Source organism: Thiomicrospira pelophila DSM 1534 (genome assembly GCF_000711195.1).
GTDB classification, from domain to species: Bacteria; Pseudomonadota; Gammaproteobacteria; order Thiomicrospirales; family Thiomicrospiraceae; genus Thiomicrospira; species Thiomicrospira pelophila.
On sequence record NZ_JOMR01000001.1, the window covers coordinates 1,706,844 to 1,723,056 of the forward strand.

The 16,213-nt window shown below is 45.6% G+C and carries 17 protein-coding genes; 9 read left to right on the forward strand and 8 right to left on the reverse strand.

Annotated elements, in window-relative coordinates; translation table 11 throughout:
- Positions 1 to 17: 17 nt before the first annotated feature.
- The 4 genes from N746_RS0108165 to nudE form a co-directional block, all read right to left on the reverse strand.
- On the reverse strand, positions 18 to 515 hold the full coding sequence (locus N746_RS0108165) for a hypothetical protein (protein WP_029935639.1): 498 nt from the start codon (positions 513 to 515) through the stop codon (positions 18 to 20).
- Positions 487 to 699, reverse strand: coding sequence for a Flp family type IVb pilin (locus N746_RS0108170; protein ID WP_029935640.1), 213 nt, complete (start codon positions 697 to 699; stop codon positions 487 to 489). Before N746_RS0108170 ends, N746_RS0108165 begins: the two co-directional genes overlap by 29 nt.
- Before the next feature lie 440 nt (positions 700 to 1,139).
- On the reverse strand, positions 1,140 to 1,985 hold the full coding sequence (cysQ, locus tag N746_RS0108175; RefSeq protein ID WP_051678588.1) for a 3'(2'),5'-bisphosphate nucleotidase CysQ: 846 nt from the start codon (positions 1,983 to 1,985) through the stop codon (positions 1,140 to 1,142).
- Entirely contained in the window at positions 1,982 to 2,536 is a 555-nt protein-coding gene (gene nudE, locus N746_RS0108180; RefSeq protein ID WP_029935644.1) for an ADP compounds hydrolase NudE, read from the reverse strand. Before nudE ends, cysQ begins: the two co-directional genes overlap by 4 nt.
- 122 nt (positions 2,537 to 2,658) lie before the next feature.
- On the opposite strand from nudE, the gene yrfG reads away from it, so the two are divergent.
- The 5 genes from yrfG to N746_RS0108205 all read left to right on the forward strand — a co-directional run bounded on the left by yrfG (position 2,659) and on the right by N746_RS0108205 (position 6,903).
- A complete protein-coding gene (gene yrfG / locus N746_RS0108185) occupies positions 2,659 to 3,339 on the forward strand; it encodes a GMP/IMP nucleotidase (protein ID WP_029935646.1) in 681 nt (226 codons plus the stop codon).
- Complete coding sequence (locus tag N746_RS0108190; protein WP_029935648.1) at positions 3,332 to 3,871, forward strand: redoxin domain-containing protein; 540 nt, start codon at positions 3,332 to 3,334, stop codon at positions 3,869 to 3,871. The genes yrfG and N746_RS0108190 overlap by 8 nt, the downstream gene beginning before the upstream one ends.
- A gap of 1 nt (position 3,872) precedes the next feature.
- A complete protein-coding gene (locus N746_RS0108195; RefSeq protein WP_029935650.1) occupies positions 3,873 to 4,580 on the forward strand; it encodes a spermidine synthase in 708 nt (235 codons plus the stop codon).
- 66 nt (positions 4,581 to 4,646) lie between these two features.
- Positions 4,647 to 6,560 (forward strand): ATP-binding cassette ATPase Uup, encoded by a 1,914-nt coding sequence (gene uup / locus N746_RS0108200; RefSeq protein WP_029935652.1) that lies wholly within the window; start codon positions 4,647 to 4,649, stop codon positions 6,558 to 6,560.
- Positions 6,561 to 6,567: 7 nt separating this feature from the next.
- The gene (locus N746_RS0108205; RefSeq protein ID WP_029935654.1) at positions 6,568 to 6,903 is read left to right on the forward strand and encodes a hypothetical protein; all 336 of its coding nucleotides are present in this window, start codon (positions 6,568 to 6,570) and stop codon (positions 6,901 to 6,903) included.
- On the opposite strand, the gene N746_RS10705 is transcribed toward N746_RS0108205, so the two are convergent.
- The 4 genes from N746_RS10705 to N746_RS0108225 all read right to left on the reverse strand — a co-directional run bounded on the left by N746_RS10705 (position 6,881) and on the right by N746_RS0108225 (position 11,221).
- On the reverse strand, positions 6,881 to 9,331 hold the full coding sequence (locus tag N746_RS10705) for an EAL domain-containing protein (RefSeq protein WP_051678589.1): 2,451 nt from the start codon (positions 9,329 to 9,331) through the stop codon (positions 6,881 to 6,883). The genes N746_RS0108205 and N746_RS10705 overlap by 23 nt on opposite strands.
- Positions 9,328 to 10,236, reverse strand: a complete 909-nt coding sequence (locus tag N746_RS0108215; protein ID WP_029935659.1) for a phosphate/phosphite/phosphonate ABC transporter substrate-binding protein — start codon at positions 10,234 to 10,236, stop codon at positions 9,328 to 9,330. The genes N746_RS10705 and N746_RS0108215 overlap by 4 nt, the downstream gene beginning before the upstream one ends.
- Positions 10,237 to 10,395: 159 nt before the next feature.
- A complete protein-coding gene (locus N746_RS0108220) occupies positions 10,396 to 10,665 on the reverse strand; it encodes a hypothetical protein (protein WP_051678590.1) in 270 nt (89 codons plus the stop codon).
- Between the two features lie 37 nt (positions 10,666 to 10,702).
- On the reverse strand, positions 10,703 to 11,221 hold the full coding sequence (locus tag N746_RS0108225; protein WP_029935663.1) for an FxsA family protein: 519 nt from the start codon (positions 11,219 to 11,221) through the stop codon (positions 10,703 to 10,705).
- A 259-nt stretch (positions 11,222 to 11,480) separates the two neighbouring features.
- On the opposite strand from N746_RS0108225, the gene N746_RS0108230 reads away from it, so the two are divergent.
- The 4 genes from N746_RS0108230 to accC all read left to right on the forward strand — a co-directional run bounded on the left by N746_RS0108230 (position 11,481) and on the right by accC (position 16,204).
- On the forward strand, positions 11,481 to 13,706 hold the full coding sequence (locus tag N746_RS0108230; protein WP_051678591.1) for a protein-disulfide reductase DsbD: 2,226 nt from the start codon (positions 11,481 to 11,483) through the stop codon (positions 13,704 to 13,706).
- A 210-nt stretch (positions 13,707 to 13,916) separates the two neighbouring features.
- On the forward strand, positions 13,917 to 14,354 hold the full coding sequence (gene aroQ / locus N746_RS0108235; RefSeq protein ID WP_029935666.1) for a type II 3-dehydroquinate dehydratase: 438 nt from the start codon (positions 13,917 to 13,919) through the stop codon (positions 14,352 to 14,354).
- A 29-nt stretch (positions 14,355 to 14,383) separates the two neighbouring features.
- Positions 14,384 to 14,842, forward strand: a complete 459-nt coding sequence (gene accB, locus N746_RS0108240; RefSeq protein ID WP_029935668.1) for an acetyl-CoA carboxylase biotin carboxyl carrier protein — start codon at positions 14,384 to 14,386, stop codon at positions 14,840 to 14,842.
- Positions 14,843 to 14,857: 15 nt separating this feature from the next.
- Positions 14,858 to 16,204 (forward strand): acetyl-CoA carboxylase biotin carboxylase subunit, encoded by a 1,347-nt coding sequence (gene accC / locus N746_RS0108245; protein ID WP_029935670.1) that lies wholly within the window; start codon positions 14,858 to 14,860, stop codon positions 16,202 to 16,204.
- The last annotated feature ends 9 nt before the right edge of the window (positions 16,205 to 16,213 follow it).

The following is a 16,213-nucleotide window of genomic DNA, read 5'->3' on the forward strand; positions in this document are numbered from 1 at the left end:
GACAACTCCTGAATGGATTAACAGCTTAGATCAATGCTTAACAGCATATTGGTTTTGATAGGAAACGACGTAGCAAAGGCTTCGGGCAACACAATTGTGCTAGATGGCACAGACACCTCCACCACAAAACTGGTGACGCCGTTGGTAACCGAGGGTTTATACACGATTTCCATCGCATCGGGATCGACCCCAATCGCGGTTTCAAAATTAGAACGCAACGCGGCTTCCGCTTGTGTATCAAGAACCTCGACCCGCCCATCGGCATTGCAAATGGTAAACCCGACATCTTCACCGGATGTCGAGGTTTGATTCGCATGCGACATTACCAACTGGTTCATGTCGGTCATGATGTTATTGGCATACAAACGATCGCTGGCGTAATTGACGGCTTCGATTTGCAATAAAATCGCGAGAAACATAAAGGGCAACACATAAGCCGCCTCGATCATAATCGCGCCGCGTTGCGGGTCTTGCTTCATGGTTAAGTTAAGCGCCACCGATAGCCGTTGAAACATCTGTTAACAAATCATTAACTATCTTGCCTAGCCCAGAGGTAGTATCGCCAGTAAAGAAAATAGCTACCAAACCTGCTACACCAGCGGCTACGAGGGCGTACTCAATCAAAGTGGCGCCTTTTTGCTTTTCTAATTTACGAGCCATCATTTGGGCGTGGATTTGTTCTAGTTTTGACATCTTCATGTGGACACTCCTTAAGTTATCTTCGTATTCTTTTTATGATTTACACATTTTCCATCAAAGTGCTAAGAAGACAAAAAAACCACTTTGTGAAAAAAATGTTCACGCAATTATACACGAGAGAAAGCTGGGTCACAATAAAAAAGTGCGCATTTTATATAAGAACATTTTTATAACCTTATTAAGTCATGTAATTAGGATTTAATAATATGGTAATAAAATTATCTTTTAACATATAAGCGATTGGTTTTATTGCATTTTTAATGACTTATACCGGTATTTATTCAACTTATAGCCGTTCTCAAAGCTATAAGAAAAAACTATACGGGCATCAAGAAAAATCTTATAACCACATGATATTAATTGGAATTTACAGGAAGGTGACTTGAATAAATAAAAGCTAAATGAAAATAACAAAAAATTGAGCGGTTCAATTAAGCGAACTAACTTTTAGTTTTTTTAGGCGGCAAAGGAAAGGCAGGCCAAGCGAATTGAGCATCACCGATGACCATAAAATAAGGATTCAATAAGGATGCACTGGGTTGATAACGCAAGTCGTGACCTTGCGCATCAATAATACGGCCACCGGCGGACTCGACAATCACTTGTGAGGCGGCGGTATCCCAGTGCGAAGTTGGGCCAAAGCGTGGATAAACATCCGCCACGCCTTCGGCGACTAAGCAAGACTTTAAGGCCGACCCCATATGCACGGTTTGGCAATCTGGCAAGGCGGCTTGAAAGGCTTTGACTTTGGTGCCATGACGACGACTGACCGCAACTTTAATCGGTTGTTGTATCGGCTTGCGAACCTGAATGGTGCGAGTTTTATTTTGATCCGTTTTAGTGGCTGGCTGCCCCGCTATCGCGCAATAGGTCACGTTCAACACTGGGCCGTAAACCACACCCAGCACCGGCTGTTGATTTACAATCAGCGCAATGTTGACACAAAACTCATCGGTGCGCTCAATAAACTCTTTGGTTCCATCCAGTGGATCGACTAGCCAATAGACCGCCCAGTTCTGGCGCTCTGAAAAAGGTGTGGACTCGACATTTTCTTCGCTCACCACCGGAATATGTGGCGTCAGTTTCGCCAAAGCTAAACGAATCGACTCGTCGGCTGTTTTATCCGCTATGGTCACCGGTGAGCCATCGGCCTTTTTTTCGATTTCGCATTCTGGACAACGGTATATTTCTAAAATCTGTTCCCCGGCTTTGTGCGCGGCGTCGCACACCTTAGGCAACCAGGCCTGGTAGTCGTCTGTACTGGGTGTAATGCCCGATGAAGTCATGCTAGGCGTCCGAGTTTTTGTAGCACTAAAAATAACGCCGCGTAAGCGCGACCTTCACTAAAATCGGGGTGAATTAGAAGTTTTTGCCAATCATCCAATGGCCAAGTCACCACTTCAAGCGGTTCCGGCTCATCGCCTTCGGCTGAGTCTTCTACTAGTCCACGCGCCAATACCAAATGCGTATGGTGATCCATATAACCGGCGGCTAAAGTCACTTGATCCAAATAATCAAGTTGCAAAGGCCGAAATCCAATTTCTTCAACACATTCGCGCGTGCCGGCCTCAAGCCAGGTTTCACCTGGATCAATCTTGCCTTTGGGAAAACCCAGCTCGTAGCGGCCGACCCCCGCGCTATACTCGCGAATCAATAATAAGGTTTCGTCATTCAGCATCGGCACAATTAATACCGCACCATCTTGATGTCCCATCAAACGCTCATAATGCACTTGCACCCCATTTGAAAACTCAAGATGTTGAGCTTGCACGGTAAAGATTCGTGACTGCATCACGATATTTTCAGCTAAAATGGAGGGTCGTTTTTTCAGTTTCATGAACGAATCATACGTCATGGCCGCGATGGCTTCAACTTATAAACCGCCCAACAAAACCTTTATAAGCCGCTTAAAGCGCGTTCATATAAACAGCGGCAAATCAGAGACTATAAGGAGCGATTATGTCAGACCTAGCATGGGATGAAATCGACACAGTATTATTAGACATGGACGGCACCTTGCTCGACTTGCATTTTGATTGGTCCTTTTGGATGGATTATTTGCCCGAAGCCTATGCCTTACACCATAACCTAGGGTTTGATGAAGCCAAAAAACAGGTTAGAACGGCAATTCAAGAGCAAACTGGAACACTTAATTGGTATTGTCTAGATTATTGGAGCGAACGTTTTGAACTATCGATTGCAGATTTAAAGCGCGAAATTAAACATCTGATTCGGGCCCACCCGGATGTGATGACATTTTTAGGCCAGTTACGCCAACTGGATAAAAAAGTCGTGATGGTGACGAATGCGCATCGCGATAGTTTGGCACTCAAGTTAGAGATGACTCAAATCGCCCCCTACTTTGACCATTTAATTTCCGCACATGATTTTGGCACCCCTAAAGAAGACATCGCGATTTGGAACCACATTCAATCGGTGAGTCCTTATGATCCAGCGCGTACTTTATTAATTGATGACAACATTCACGCTTTGCAAACCGCTGAGCAATATGGCATTGCACATTTATTAGCGGCGGTCCATGTCAGTCCGCAAATGGATCGGATCGATCCGCAAGGTTTTAACTACTTTGAGTTTTTCGGCGAAATCCTGCCTTTACGCCAAGGTGCTTTACATGAGTAACCTGCGTGATCGTCTTAAACAGGCTTGGCAAAATAAGTGGATTAATAACGCTGTTTGGCTAGTTGGCTTTTTTATCATTTATTTGATGATTCGCCCTTTTATGCAAGGCGATGTGGTGCGTGACGTGGCCCCCGATTTTCAAACCGCCAACTTAATGGGCGAAAACCTCAGCCTGGCGGATTTTGAAGGCGAAGCCGTGTTGGTGCACTTTTGGGCGACCTGGTGTCCGATTTGTGAGTTTTCGCGCGATGGTATTGAGGACTTGGCAAAAGACTACCGCGTACTCAGCATCGCCACCCAATCCGGCAATGACCAGGCTTTACTGGATTATGCCGAGCAACATAATATGGACCCACGTTTAATTATTAACGACGCCGACGGCTCACTGTTTAAACAATACGGCGCACGCGCGGTGCCCGCCGACTTTATTATTGATGCGCAAGGCCACATTGCGTTTATTGAAGTTGGCCTGAGTTCGAGCTGGGGCTTGCGCGCCCGATTGTGGTGGGCGAACCGTCAGGGAGCGTTTTAGATTGGTCAATCCGTTCCGCCTTAAACGCTCAAACCGCCAAACCCCGTCACCAAAACAGCGTTACGGCGGCGAAATTATTCATGCCGAACGTGATGAATACGGCTTGATTCAAGTAATCGACACTAAAATTTGTCGCAGTTTGCATTTCGACTCGCCCGTTAAACAAAGCCGTTACTTTTTTCAAGCGCCGTTAAATTTAGCGTTTGAATACCAACAGGTGCTCGAACAAAAAATCGCTGAGTTCTCCTATAAAAAACCACTCAACAGCTTATTAATGCTAGGCGTCGGCGGCGGCTCACTGGCGAGTAAATTATTTATCTCCGAACCCAAGCTACAGATGACACTGGTGGATTTACGCCGAAGTGTTATTGACATTGCACACGATTTTTTTCACCTGCCGTTTCACACCAACATTAAAACCCAAGCGCAAGATGCGGCCGTGTTTATGCAACACAACCGCCAAACCTTCGATGTCATCGTAGTGGATGTTTTTAATGAAGATGGCATGCCAAACGAATTTTGCCAACCGGCGTTTTTAAACCAGCTCGTCGAACAAGTGAAAGCACCAGGCCTGGTGCTTTTCAACCTGTGGCAAAGCACGCCCGAACCCACCTTAAAAGTCATTCAGTTTTTTGAATCGCTCGGCCCGATCGAACTGTTTCCAATCAACTCAAGCAAAAACTTGATCCTACAATATCAAACAAGCTAACCACCAGGCCTGGTGCAAACCCTGCTAAAATAGTTCCACATTTTTATTCGAGACCCTTTCGTTATCATGGCTTTATTATTCTTACGCGACATCTCTTTAAGCTTTGGCGCCGCGCCCTTGCTCAGCAAAATTCATTTCCAAGTCGAGCCAAACGAGCGCGTTTGTATTGTCGGGCGTAACGGTGAGGGTAAATCGACCCTGCTCAAAATTATCGAAGGCATTCAGCCGATGGATGAAGGCACGCGCATCGTGCAAGATGGCGTGCATATTGCAAAACTGCAGCAGGAAGTGCCGCACGATGTGCAAGGCACAGTATTTGATGTAGTCGCGCAAGGCTTAGGTGATATTGGCGAAGTATTAAAAGCGTATCACCACGCCGCGCAAGCGCTCGGTCAAGAATTTACGGACGAAGCGATGGATCGTTTACAAAAACTGCAGCAAACCATCGAATCGCAAAATGGTTGGGAAATGAATCAACGCGTGGATACGATTTTATCCAAACTGGGTTTGCCGACCGATGATGAATTTTCATCCCTTTCCGGTGGCATGAAAAGACGCGTGTTATTAGCCCAGGCTTTGGTGCAAGAACCCGATGTGTTATTGCTTGACGAACCCACCAACCATTTGGATATTCCGTCGATTCAATGGTTGGAAGGCTTTTTGAAAAACCTGCGTTGTGCGCTGATTTTTATTACGCATGACCGTGCCTTTTTGCAGGCATTAGCCACGCGTATTGTTGAAGTGGATCGCGGTCATTTATCCAGTTGGGAGTGCGATTACGCCACATTTTTAGAACGCAAACAAGCGCATCTGGAAGCCGAAGCCAAAGCCAATGCCGAGTTTGATAAAAAACTCGCGCAAGAAGAGGTTTGGATTCGCCAAGGCATCAAAGCGCGCCGTACCCGCAACGAAGGCCGTGTACGCGCATTAGAAAAACTGCGTTTAGAACACCAGGCACGTCGTAGCCAGCAAGGCACGGCTAACCTACAAGTCAATCTGGGCGAAAACTCGGGCAAGAAAGTCATCGAGATTAAAGACCTAAGCTTCGCTTGGCCAGATAAAACCATTGTCAAAGACTTCTCTTGTGTGATTATGCGCGGCGACAAAGTTGGCTTAATCGGCCCGAACGGCTGTGGTAAATCCACCTTATTAAAACTTTTACTGGGTAAACAACAACCTAATCAAGGGTCCGTGGAACTGGGCACCAATTTACAGATTGCCTACTTTGACCAGCATCGCGCCAAACTGGATGAAAACCTTTCCGTCGCAGAAAACGTGATGGATTCGAGCGATCATGTTGAAATCAACGGTGTGCGCAAACACATTATTGGTTACTTAAGCGACTTCTTGTTTGCGCCGGATCGTGCACGTCAGCCGGTTAAGTCCTTATCTGGTGGCGAACGTAATCGTTTGTTATTGGCTCAGGTATTTGCCAAACCATCCAATCTATTAATTTTGGATGAGCCCACCAATGATTTGGATGTCGAAACGCTCGAGTTGTTGGAAGACTTATTAATGAACTACGCTGGCACGGTATTAATTGTGAGCCATGACCGTGCCTTTTTAAATAACGTGGTCACCAGCTCAATTGTATTTGATGCACCAGGCCTGGTGAACGAATACGTGGGTGGCTACGATGATTGGATTCGCCAGCGCCCGAACCTAGATCAGTCTAAATCCAAGTCAGGCGGCAAAGCCCAGACTCCAGCCGAAACCAAACCATCTCAGCCATCGGCCGAAACCAGCAAACCGCCCAAAAAACTCAGCTATAAAGACCAGCGCGAATACGATGCCCTGCCGGCTAAAATTGAAACGCTTGAATCCGAGTTGGAAGCTTTAGGCGAGCAGATGGCCGATGCCGATTTTTATCAGCAAGATGACGCCAAAGTACAAGCCGTGTTGGCCGAACTCAATAAAAAAGAAGCGGAACTGGAGCAGGCATTTGCCGACTGGGAACGTTTAGAAAGCTTATTAAACTGATTTTTATATGAAGATTGAACTGGATTTAAATACCAAAACAGCAGACAGCGTAAGCTTAAACCAGCAACTTGCTGAGGCTTTACGCGCCCGCTTAAATGAGTTGGAAGCTGAACTGATTACCGATTTGTCACATATTAGCCACTTCGCCAATTACACGGGCGACATGCAAATTGATGCGATTGAACATCTAGCTGAACAACGCTATTTAATGCATTACAGTTTTGGCTGGCAAATCAACAACGCTTGCGCCGATCAACTCGACGAAGGCCGCATCAGCGAAAAAGTACGTTTTGAGCTGCACCCACCAGGCCTGGTGGTATTTAAGATTTTGCGTTTTGATTAAAAAAATCTTCAATTGGCACCGGCCGACCAAACAAATAACCTTGAAACATTCGACAACCCATACGGCTTAACATTTGATGTTGCTCTGTCGTTTCGACGCCTTCCGCGATGACATTAAACTCCATACTACCGGCTAATGCAATGACGGCTCGCGCTATCGCCGCATCGTTACTATCGCCAATAATATCGCGCACAAACGCTTGATCAATTTTGAGCTGATCTATCGGCAGACGTTTTAGATAAGACAAGGACGAATAACCGGTGCCAAAATCATCCAGTGAAAAACTAACCCCGAGTTTTTTAAGCGCTTGCATTTTATCAATCACATCTTCCATGTCTTTAACCAACAAGCTTTCGGTTAATTCTAACTTTAGGCGCCGTGGGTTCGCACCGGTCTGACGGCAAATCGTTTCTACCTGTTCAACCAAATCGCTTTGATGGAACTGACGCGCACTCACGTTAACCGCAATCACTAGCTTCTCGGTAGATGGTTGGCTTGACCAAGCCACTAACTGCTCACAAGCGGCCTGTAAAACCCAGCGTCCTATCGGCAAAATCAACCCATTTTCTTCAGCCAATGGAATAAACACATTCGGCGCAATTAAACCATGCTCTGGGTCAAGCCAGCGTAGCAAAGCTTCTGCGCCAATAATCTGACCATCGCTATTGATTTGAGGCTGGTAGAACAACACAAAGTGGTTTTTCTGAATGGCTTGGCGCATATTCGTTTCCATCAGTGCTTTAGCGTGTACTACTTCTTGCATGGTTTTATCATAAAAACGAACCGTATTACGGCCTTTGGCTTTGGCTTGATACATCGCTAGATCAGCATGTTTAAGCAGCTCTTCCAGAGTTTCACGATGACCGGAAAACAATTTAACCCCAATGCTGGGAGTGATGTGATAAGTGGTTGAACTTAACTGATAAGGCTGATTTAAAACACGTAACACTTTTTGAGCGACCTGTTCGGCATGAGTCGCGGCATCATTCCAGTCACTATCCATATCTGGCAACATTAAGACAAATTCATCCCCCCCAAGTCGTGCCACCGTGTCGCAATCTCTTACGCACTCTCTTAACCTAACGGATACTTGGCGTAGCAGTTCATCACCCGTGTCGTGTCCCAACGTATCGTTTAAGGTTTTAAAGTCGTCCAAGTCAATAAACATTAACGCACACACGCGCTTGCTACGTTCGGTAACGGCCATTTCTTGTTGTAAGCGATCTTGTAATAAGCGCCGGTTTGGTAGTTGGGTCAGTGGATCATAAAACGCCAGGTTTTCAATCGCCTCTTCAGCCTGCTTACGTTCAGTCACCTCATAAAATCCGCCCACCATTCGCAAAGGATTGCCATCTGAGTCGCGCTCAACCACGTCTCCTCGATCCTGCACCCAAACTTCTTTACCTGTGGTCATTTGTATAAACCGGTACTCTAGTCTGTAGTAGCCTTGGAGTTTAAAACACTCGCCTACCGCAAAATTGACTTTTTCACGATCCTCAGGATGTACGGCATCAAAAAAAACACTAGCCGGGTGCTCCAACAAACCATCTGTAAGTCCGATCAAATCGGCCCAACTTTGATTATGAATAACCTTGCCCGCTTTAATATCCCAATCCCAAATACCTTCATGGTTAACAGCCATAATTTGGTTTAAACGGCTTTCACTCTCTTCTAAGGCTTGATGAGATTCAATAATTTCATTTTCACGATTTACCAAGGTGTCGAGCATCATATTAAAACGTTTGGCTAATTGTGCGGCTTCGTCAATCCCATCAAGCTTGACCCTTAATGACCGCTTGCCCAACTTAACCTGATCCGCCACCGTTCGAATCGCATACAGCCGACGCGTTAAATAACGCGCGGCCATAGTGGCTAACAAAGCCGACAAAACGACAGCCATTAACAAAAACACCGTAGCCGAATATTTAATTTTCTCAAACCGTTTAAGTTCTGCTGCTTGGGTTAAACCAATTCGCACCCACCCAATATGCTGACCAGCTAACATAATGGGATTGGCTAGATCAATGAAGTCTTGATTCTTCTGGATCACTGTCAAGACTGGCTGACTAGGCATGTCTAATAAGTATTGGCCACGATAAGAGACATCGTTGTGTGCCAAAATCTGACTGTTAATATCTAGTATGATGGCATGGGTTAAATCTGGATATTTATCGACCCCATCAATAATATTTTGCAGTCCAGAAAAATCACGCGAGGCAACCCAAACGGCAGTCGAACTCGCCACATTTTGCGCCAAACCCATGGCGTGTTCGGTTTTAAGTTCCTGCATCAAGCTTCGATGTTCACGCGTGACCTCCCAAATAAATAATGCGAGCAATGCCGTTACCACCAGAACCATCCCAACCACAAGTTGACGACGAACACTGCCAAGCAGCCAATACTTTAGTTTTAAAAAAGTCTGTTTCACGGCTGCCTCACAAGTCGAACATTCTGTTCAAAACGTTGAATATAGTCTCGCACCAAATCATAACGAGCGTTATCAGCGGCATAAAACTGCTCGGTTTCCATGAGCCCCAAAACACGCTGACCTTGATCACTCTTATGCAGGTTTAATAAATGTTTTGTTACCTGTTTGGCCAAATCAAGAGGCACATCCTCTCTCACCATCACCGAATTGTTTAATAAAGGTTCAGTTTGCCAAATGACTTTAAGCTGGGCGGCCTCTTGTGGATGATCTTTTACAAATGCCCGCCAGGGCGGTGGCCAGGTGGCACCTGCGGCTGCCGAACCAAGATAAACATTCATAATGGAAGACTCTTGTGAGCCAACATAACTATTCTGAACATCGTTATTTATATTCAAGCCCGCTTGGTATAAAAAGTATTGCGGCATAATAGCCGCCGCTAACGCAGTCGGGGATGGGTAAGCAACGGTTTTACCAATTAAATCTTTTGGAGCTAGAATATTAGCGTCTTTGCGCACGATAAAAATGCCCTTAAAATCATCCGCATTTCCGGCCATCGCTATCACGTTATAACCTTTTTGCATGGCCACCAAAGTTTGCCATGGATTGGGTAATATAAACGCCGGTTCACGCTGTTCAATCTTAGCTTCATAGACTTGATAGTCTCGCGACGCTTCCAGTTCAATGCGAACACCGTCTAGATCCTGATTAATATGATTAATCAAAGGCTGATAGGCTTCCATAAGTTTTTGAGGGTTATGCAAAGGGTGAACCGCAAAGCGGTAGACGCTAACAGAATTTGATGGAGGGGTTTGGCTGTAGGGAAGTTTGATATCGGGCGTATTAGATTGTTCACAGCCAGCTAGAATTAACACGCCTAATAGCACTAGCATAAAAAACGATTTCATAGGCACCCTCACTCATTGCATTTTAAGCAATAACAACTGCTGCAGTATTCCAAGCAGAATAAGCTCAAAAAAAAAACTATTTCAATAAATAGTATAAAGAAGATCCCATACAAATACTGCAGAAATTAGCCGTCGGATGCCTAAAAAACACTTAGTGAACTAATCTTGCTGGCTTTTCCAGTTTTGACCGGGGCTTAATATAAGCTCACGTCCTTCAAACTCAAGCTTGACCTGGCGATAATCCATATCCAACACTTTGACGCCATCTTTCTCACTTTGGCGGGTTAAAAACTGACCGTTTATGCTTACTCGCATTTGACCGTCAGTGCCCATTACGACAGAACCGACCTCAATCTCTTTAGGTTCAGATGCATAAACATTGACCCAACCCAAACTCAGCATTAATACCAAAATTCCTAATCGCTTCATATCCCGCCCTCTTTTCTAAAACTGAACTTAATTTGACCTAGCGCGCCGAACGGTCGTCTTGATCGGTTTTTTTATCGTCTGAATCCACTACTTCACCTTCAATTACATCGGCATCACGTGTTGATTGGTAGTGACGCACGCGTGTCGGCTCAACGTCTTTTACTGTCCATTCGGTTTGTACATAACTAAAACCTTGCGGGTCACGGGCGCGTTTGGCCAGCCAACGTTTGGCCAGCGCGACTCTAACAGGGGGTAGCAGAAACATAAAACCTAAGAAATCCGTCACTAGGCCTGGTAGTAATAACATTGCACCACCAATGAAGATCATCATGCCTTCAATCACTTGTTGCTCTGGCGCTTCGCCCTTCGCCACGGCTATTTGAGCTTGTTGCACCACTTGCAGACCTTGATATTTCATTAACAAGCCACCTATCAAGGCGGTGAGAATCGTCAATAAAATTGTCGGCAAGGCGCCAATTTCTGAGCCCACTTCGATTAATACATACAGCTCCAACAAGGGCACGACAATAAAAACAATAAAAAATACTTTAAACATAATTTCCGCTCTAACCATAAATGAACTGTTTTTATGACATCATCGGCTTCGTTTTTCAAGAGGAACTCGAATATTTACCGTCTAATTATCTTGTTTGGGTTTTGCACAAACCCTCCACACTTTAAAAGCTTACCCCTGTCTATAATGGAGTCTGCTAGAATTAGCAACCAAATTGGTACTAAGATATTAAGGCTCCTTGTTTAGCCTTCTTTGACCGCCCCTTTAGTGGGTTTGTGATTCAATACGATTGGAAATTATTATGAAACAAACATGGCGTTTACTTATTCAAACCTGGCTTGTCGCTGGTTTATTGGCGATTTCAAGTCAGAGTTTTGCGAACGAAGACGATCTGCTTGAAGCCGATCAAGCCTTTCAATTGCAAACCATTAAAGCTTCCGATGCCGAATTAACGGTCGGCTGGAAGATAGCCAAGGGTTATTATTTGTATCAGGAACGCATCAGCGTTGAATCGTCTGATATTCAATTATCTAAACCTCAATTTCCAACCCCTGTTCGCAAAAACGACCCATTATTTGGTGAAGTAGACGTTTATAAAAAAGATTTCAGTATTCGCGTGCCCTATCAAGCGCAAACTTCAAGCGCACAGCTGACCGTTAAATACCAGGGCTGCTCGGAAGAATATGGTGTCTGCTACCCGCCTCAAACCAAAAAAGTATCGGTTGAATTACCGGCTCAAGCTTCCGGTTCACAATCCGATCTGAGCTCGGTCAACTCTTTAGCTGAACTTAACAAGTTACTCGCTTCCGGTTCGGATCAGTCTGGTGATTTGCTGGATGTTGATGACGCCTTTAAGTTTCAAGCCGAACCGAATGGCGAAGGTCAAATCATTGCCGACATTCGTATCGCAGAAGCTTACTATCTGTACCGCGACAAAATCAAAGCGCGTATTGTGGATGGCGAAGCGCGTTTAGGTGAGTTGCAAACTCCAAGCGGCAAAATGAAAGACGACCCAATTTTTGGCCAAGTGGAAGTCTATTACGGTCAAGCTGAAGCTAGTTTGCCACTTTATGACATCAAAGGTAACGTAACCGTTGAATTTGAATACCAGGGTTGCGCGGATGCGGGTGTGTGTTATCCACCGCAAACCAAAACGGTGCAAATTGACGCGGATAGCTTTGGCGTTGCAAACGCGGCCGCTTCTACTAGCAGTGTGGATCGTGCCGACATGTCGGAATCGGATCGTATTACCGACACTTTAATGAACGCCAATCTTTGGGTAGTGGTTCTAACTTTCTTTGTATTCGGTTTATTATTGTCTTTCACGCCTTGCGTGTTCCCGATGATTCCGATTTTATCGAGCATTATCGTAGGCCAAGGCGGTAAAGAACTCTCGACCAAACGCGCCTTTATTATGTCACTGGTATTCGTATTAGCGATGGCGGTGGCTTATACCATTGCAGGCGTACTCGCTGGTATCTTTGGTGCGAACCTGCAAGCGGCCTTCCAAAACCCTTGGATTCTGGGAAGTTTTGCCGTGGTCTTTGTCTTGTTAGCCTTATCCATGTTTGGCTTTTATGAACTGCAACTACCAAGCGGCTTACAAAGTAAAATCACCAACATCTCGAACCAACAGCAAGGTGGTTCATTAACCGGCGTAGCCATTATGGGCTTCTTGTCAGCCTTAATTGTAGGTCCATGTGTCGCCCCACCTTTAGCCGGTGCGTTAATCTACATCGGCCAAACTGGCGATGCCCTATTAGGCGGTTTAGCCTTATTTGCAATGAGTATCGGTATGGGTGTCCCGCTCCTATTGTTAGGCACCTCTGCAGGTAAACTACTACCACGAGCGGGCGCTTGGATGAATACTGTAAAAGCGGTATTTGGTGTCCTACTACTAGCGGTTGCCTTATGGTTGGCCGATCGTATTATGCCGGGCTGGTTAAGCCTAATAGCTTGGGCGGCATTATTAATTGCTTCAGCGATTTATATGGGCGCGCTCGAACCGGTTGGCGACAAATCCAGCTGGCATAAACTTTGGAAGGCTATGGGACTTGGTATGCTGGTATACGGTATCGTATTAATTATCGGCGTTTCAGGTGGCTCGCGTGACCTTCTGCAACCGCTTAAAGTTTTCCAAGGCGGCAGCGGATCGGCCGCGCAAGCTGAAGACAAACTCAGCTTTGAGAAAATCAACAATCTAGAAGAGCTACAAGCTCGCCTTGTTCAAGGACAGCCTGTAATGCTCGACTTCTATGCCGACTGGTGTGTGAGCTGTATCGAAATGGAACGCTTTACCTTTAGCGATCCCAAGGTACAAGCCGCACTGCAAGGTGTGACTTTGCTAAAAGCGGATGTGACCGCCAACAACGACGATCATAAAGCTTTAATGAAAGAACTAGGCATTGTTGGGCCACCCGCGATTCTGTTTTATGATGCCAATGGCAATGAACAGCGCGGCCAACGTGTCGTCGGCTTCCAAAATGCCGAGAAGTTTACCAACACTATTGAATCGGCTTTAAAATAAATAAGTCGAACTTTTAGACCAAACAGAACCACCAGGCCTGGTGGTTCTATCCATTTTCTTAAGTTTTATTCACTTTCCATTCAGTTCAACGCCTTTTAGCGCATTTCAAAACAAAAATAGCTCGTTTATTTTTGACACACATAGTTTTATGCTTTTTTTTCCAGTATAATTGCACTATTTAAACCACTCCACTCACAGGTAACGTCTGTTATGTCAAGCATTTTGGTGATAAACGGCCCCAATCTAAATATGCTGGGACGCCGCGAACCGCTTATTTACGGTCGTCAAACCCTCACCGACATTATTGAAGAACTTGAAACCATAGCCGACGACTTTGCTGTGCGTTTATGGCACTTTCAATCAAACGCGGAACACGAAATTATCGAACGCATCCATCAAGCTATGGACGACGGTACCGAATTCATCATTATTAATCCGGCCGCTTTCACCCATACCAGCGTAGCGATTCGGGATGCGCTCGCGGCCGTGAGCCTACCATTTATTGAAATACATTTATCTAACGTACACAAACGCGAAGACTTCCGTCAACACTCTTATTTTTCTGATCTTGCGGTTGGCGTGATTGCCGGTCTTGGATCGGATGGTTACCGGTTTGCGTTGGAAGCCGCGATTAAACACCTCGAATAATTTAACTAAAGAAAACAAAGGATACTCACATGGATATTCGTTCTATTCGCAAGCTGATCGAAATTGTTGAAGAATCAAACATTGCTGAAATCGAAATCAAAGAAGGCGAACACACGGTTCGTATCAGCCGCAATAAAGAACCGATTATTATGCAGTCGGCACCGATGCAGCAGCATCAAATGCAGCAACCTATGCAAGCGTCTGCTCCGTCTGCTCCTGCCGCCGCTCCAGAAACTGCTCCCGCTCCAGAAACGGGGCAAAAAATCACCTCACCAATGGTCGGCACCTTTTATGCCGCCCCTTCTCCTGACGCTGCAGACTTTGTAAAAGTAGGCCAAAAAGTCAATGTGGGCGACACACTTTGCATTATCGAAGCCATGAAAATCATGAATCCAATCGAAGCGGAAGTTTCTGGCACCATCAAGCAAATCCTGGTTCAGAACGGCGATCCAGTTGAGTTTGGCCAAACCCTGTTCATCATCGAATAATCTGCGGAGCGTTTCATGGAAAAATTGTTAATTGCGAACCGCGGCGAGATTGCCTTGCGCGTGTTACGTGCTTGTAAACAACTCGGGATTAAAACCGTTGCCGTCCACTCAACGGCAGATACGAATCTTAAGCACGTATTAATGGCGGATGAAACGGTTTGTATTGGCCCAGCGCCATCTAACCTGAGTTATCTAAATATTCCGGCGATCATTTCGGCCGCCGAAGTCACCGACTCCGAAGCGATTCACCCGGGTTATGGCTTTTTGTCTGAAAATGCTGATTTCGCCGACCGTGTTGAAGAAAGCGGTTTTATTTTTGTTGGTCCAAAAGGCGATACTATTCGCATGATGGGCGATAAGGTACAAGCCATTCGTGCCATGATGGCGGCCGGCGTGCCGACCGTTCCAGGTTCGGGTGGCCCATTAGGAGATAACGGCGAAGAAAATATAAAGATGGCCAAAAAAATTGGTTATCCAGTTATCATCAAAGCCTCTGGCGGCGGCGGTGGACGTGGCATGCGAGTGGTTCACACCGAAGGCAGCCTGCTTAAATCAATCCAACTGACCAAACAAGAAGCCGGTGCGGCGTTTGGTAACCCTGAAGTTTACATGGAAAAGTTTCTTGAAAACCCACGCCATATTGAAATCCAGGTATTAGCCGATGGTCAAGGCAACGCGATTCACCTTGGCGAACGAGACTGCTCAATGCAGCGTCGTCATCAAAAAGTGGTGGAAGAAGCCCCGGCTCCAGGCGTGACTCAAGAACAGCGTGATCGCATAGGCGCAATTTGTGCCAAAGCCTGTATCGATATTAACTATCGTGGTGCGGGCACATTTGAATTCTTATATGAAAACGGTGAGTTTTACTTTATTGAAATGAACACCCGTCTTCAGGTTGAGCATCCGGTCACCGAACAAGTAACGGGCATCGACCTAGTGAAAGCTCAGATTGAAATTGCAATGGGACGTCCTTTGTCGATTAAACAGTCCGACGTAAAAATCACGGGGCATGCAATCGAGTGTCGTATTAATGCCGAAAACCCATCGAAGAACTTTATGCCTTCTCCGGGTAAAATCACGCGACTCCATTTACCGGGTGGTCCAGGTGTTCGAATAGATACACATATCTACACAGAATATACCGTTCCTTCGCATTACGATTCGATGATCGGCAAGGTGATTTGTTACGGCTCTGATCGTGATATTGCGATTGAGCGTATGCATACGGCTCTTACTGAACTGGCGATTCGAGGTATTGACACCAATATTGAGCTACAAAAAGAGATTATGAGCGACCAAGGTTTCCGAGAAGGTGGTCGCAACATTCACTATCTTGAACATCGTTTAGAACACTTAATTTAGTGTCCAGTT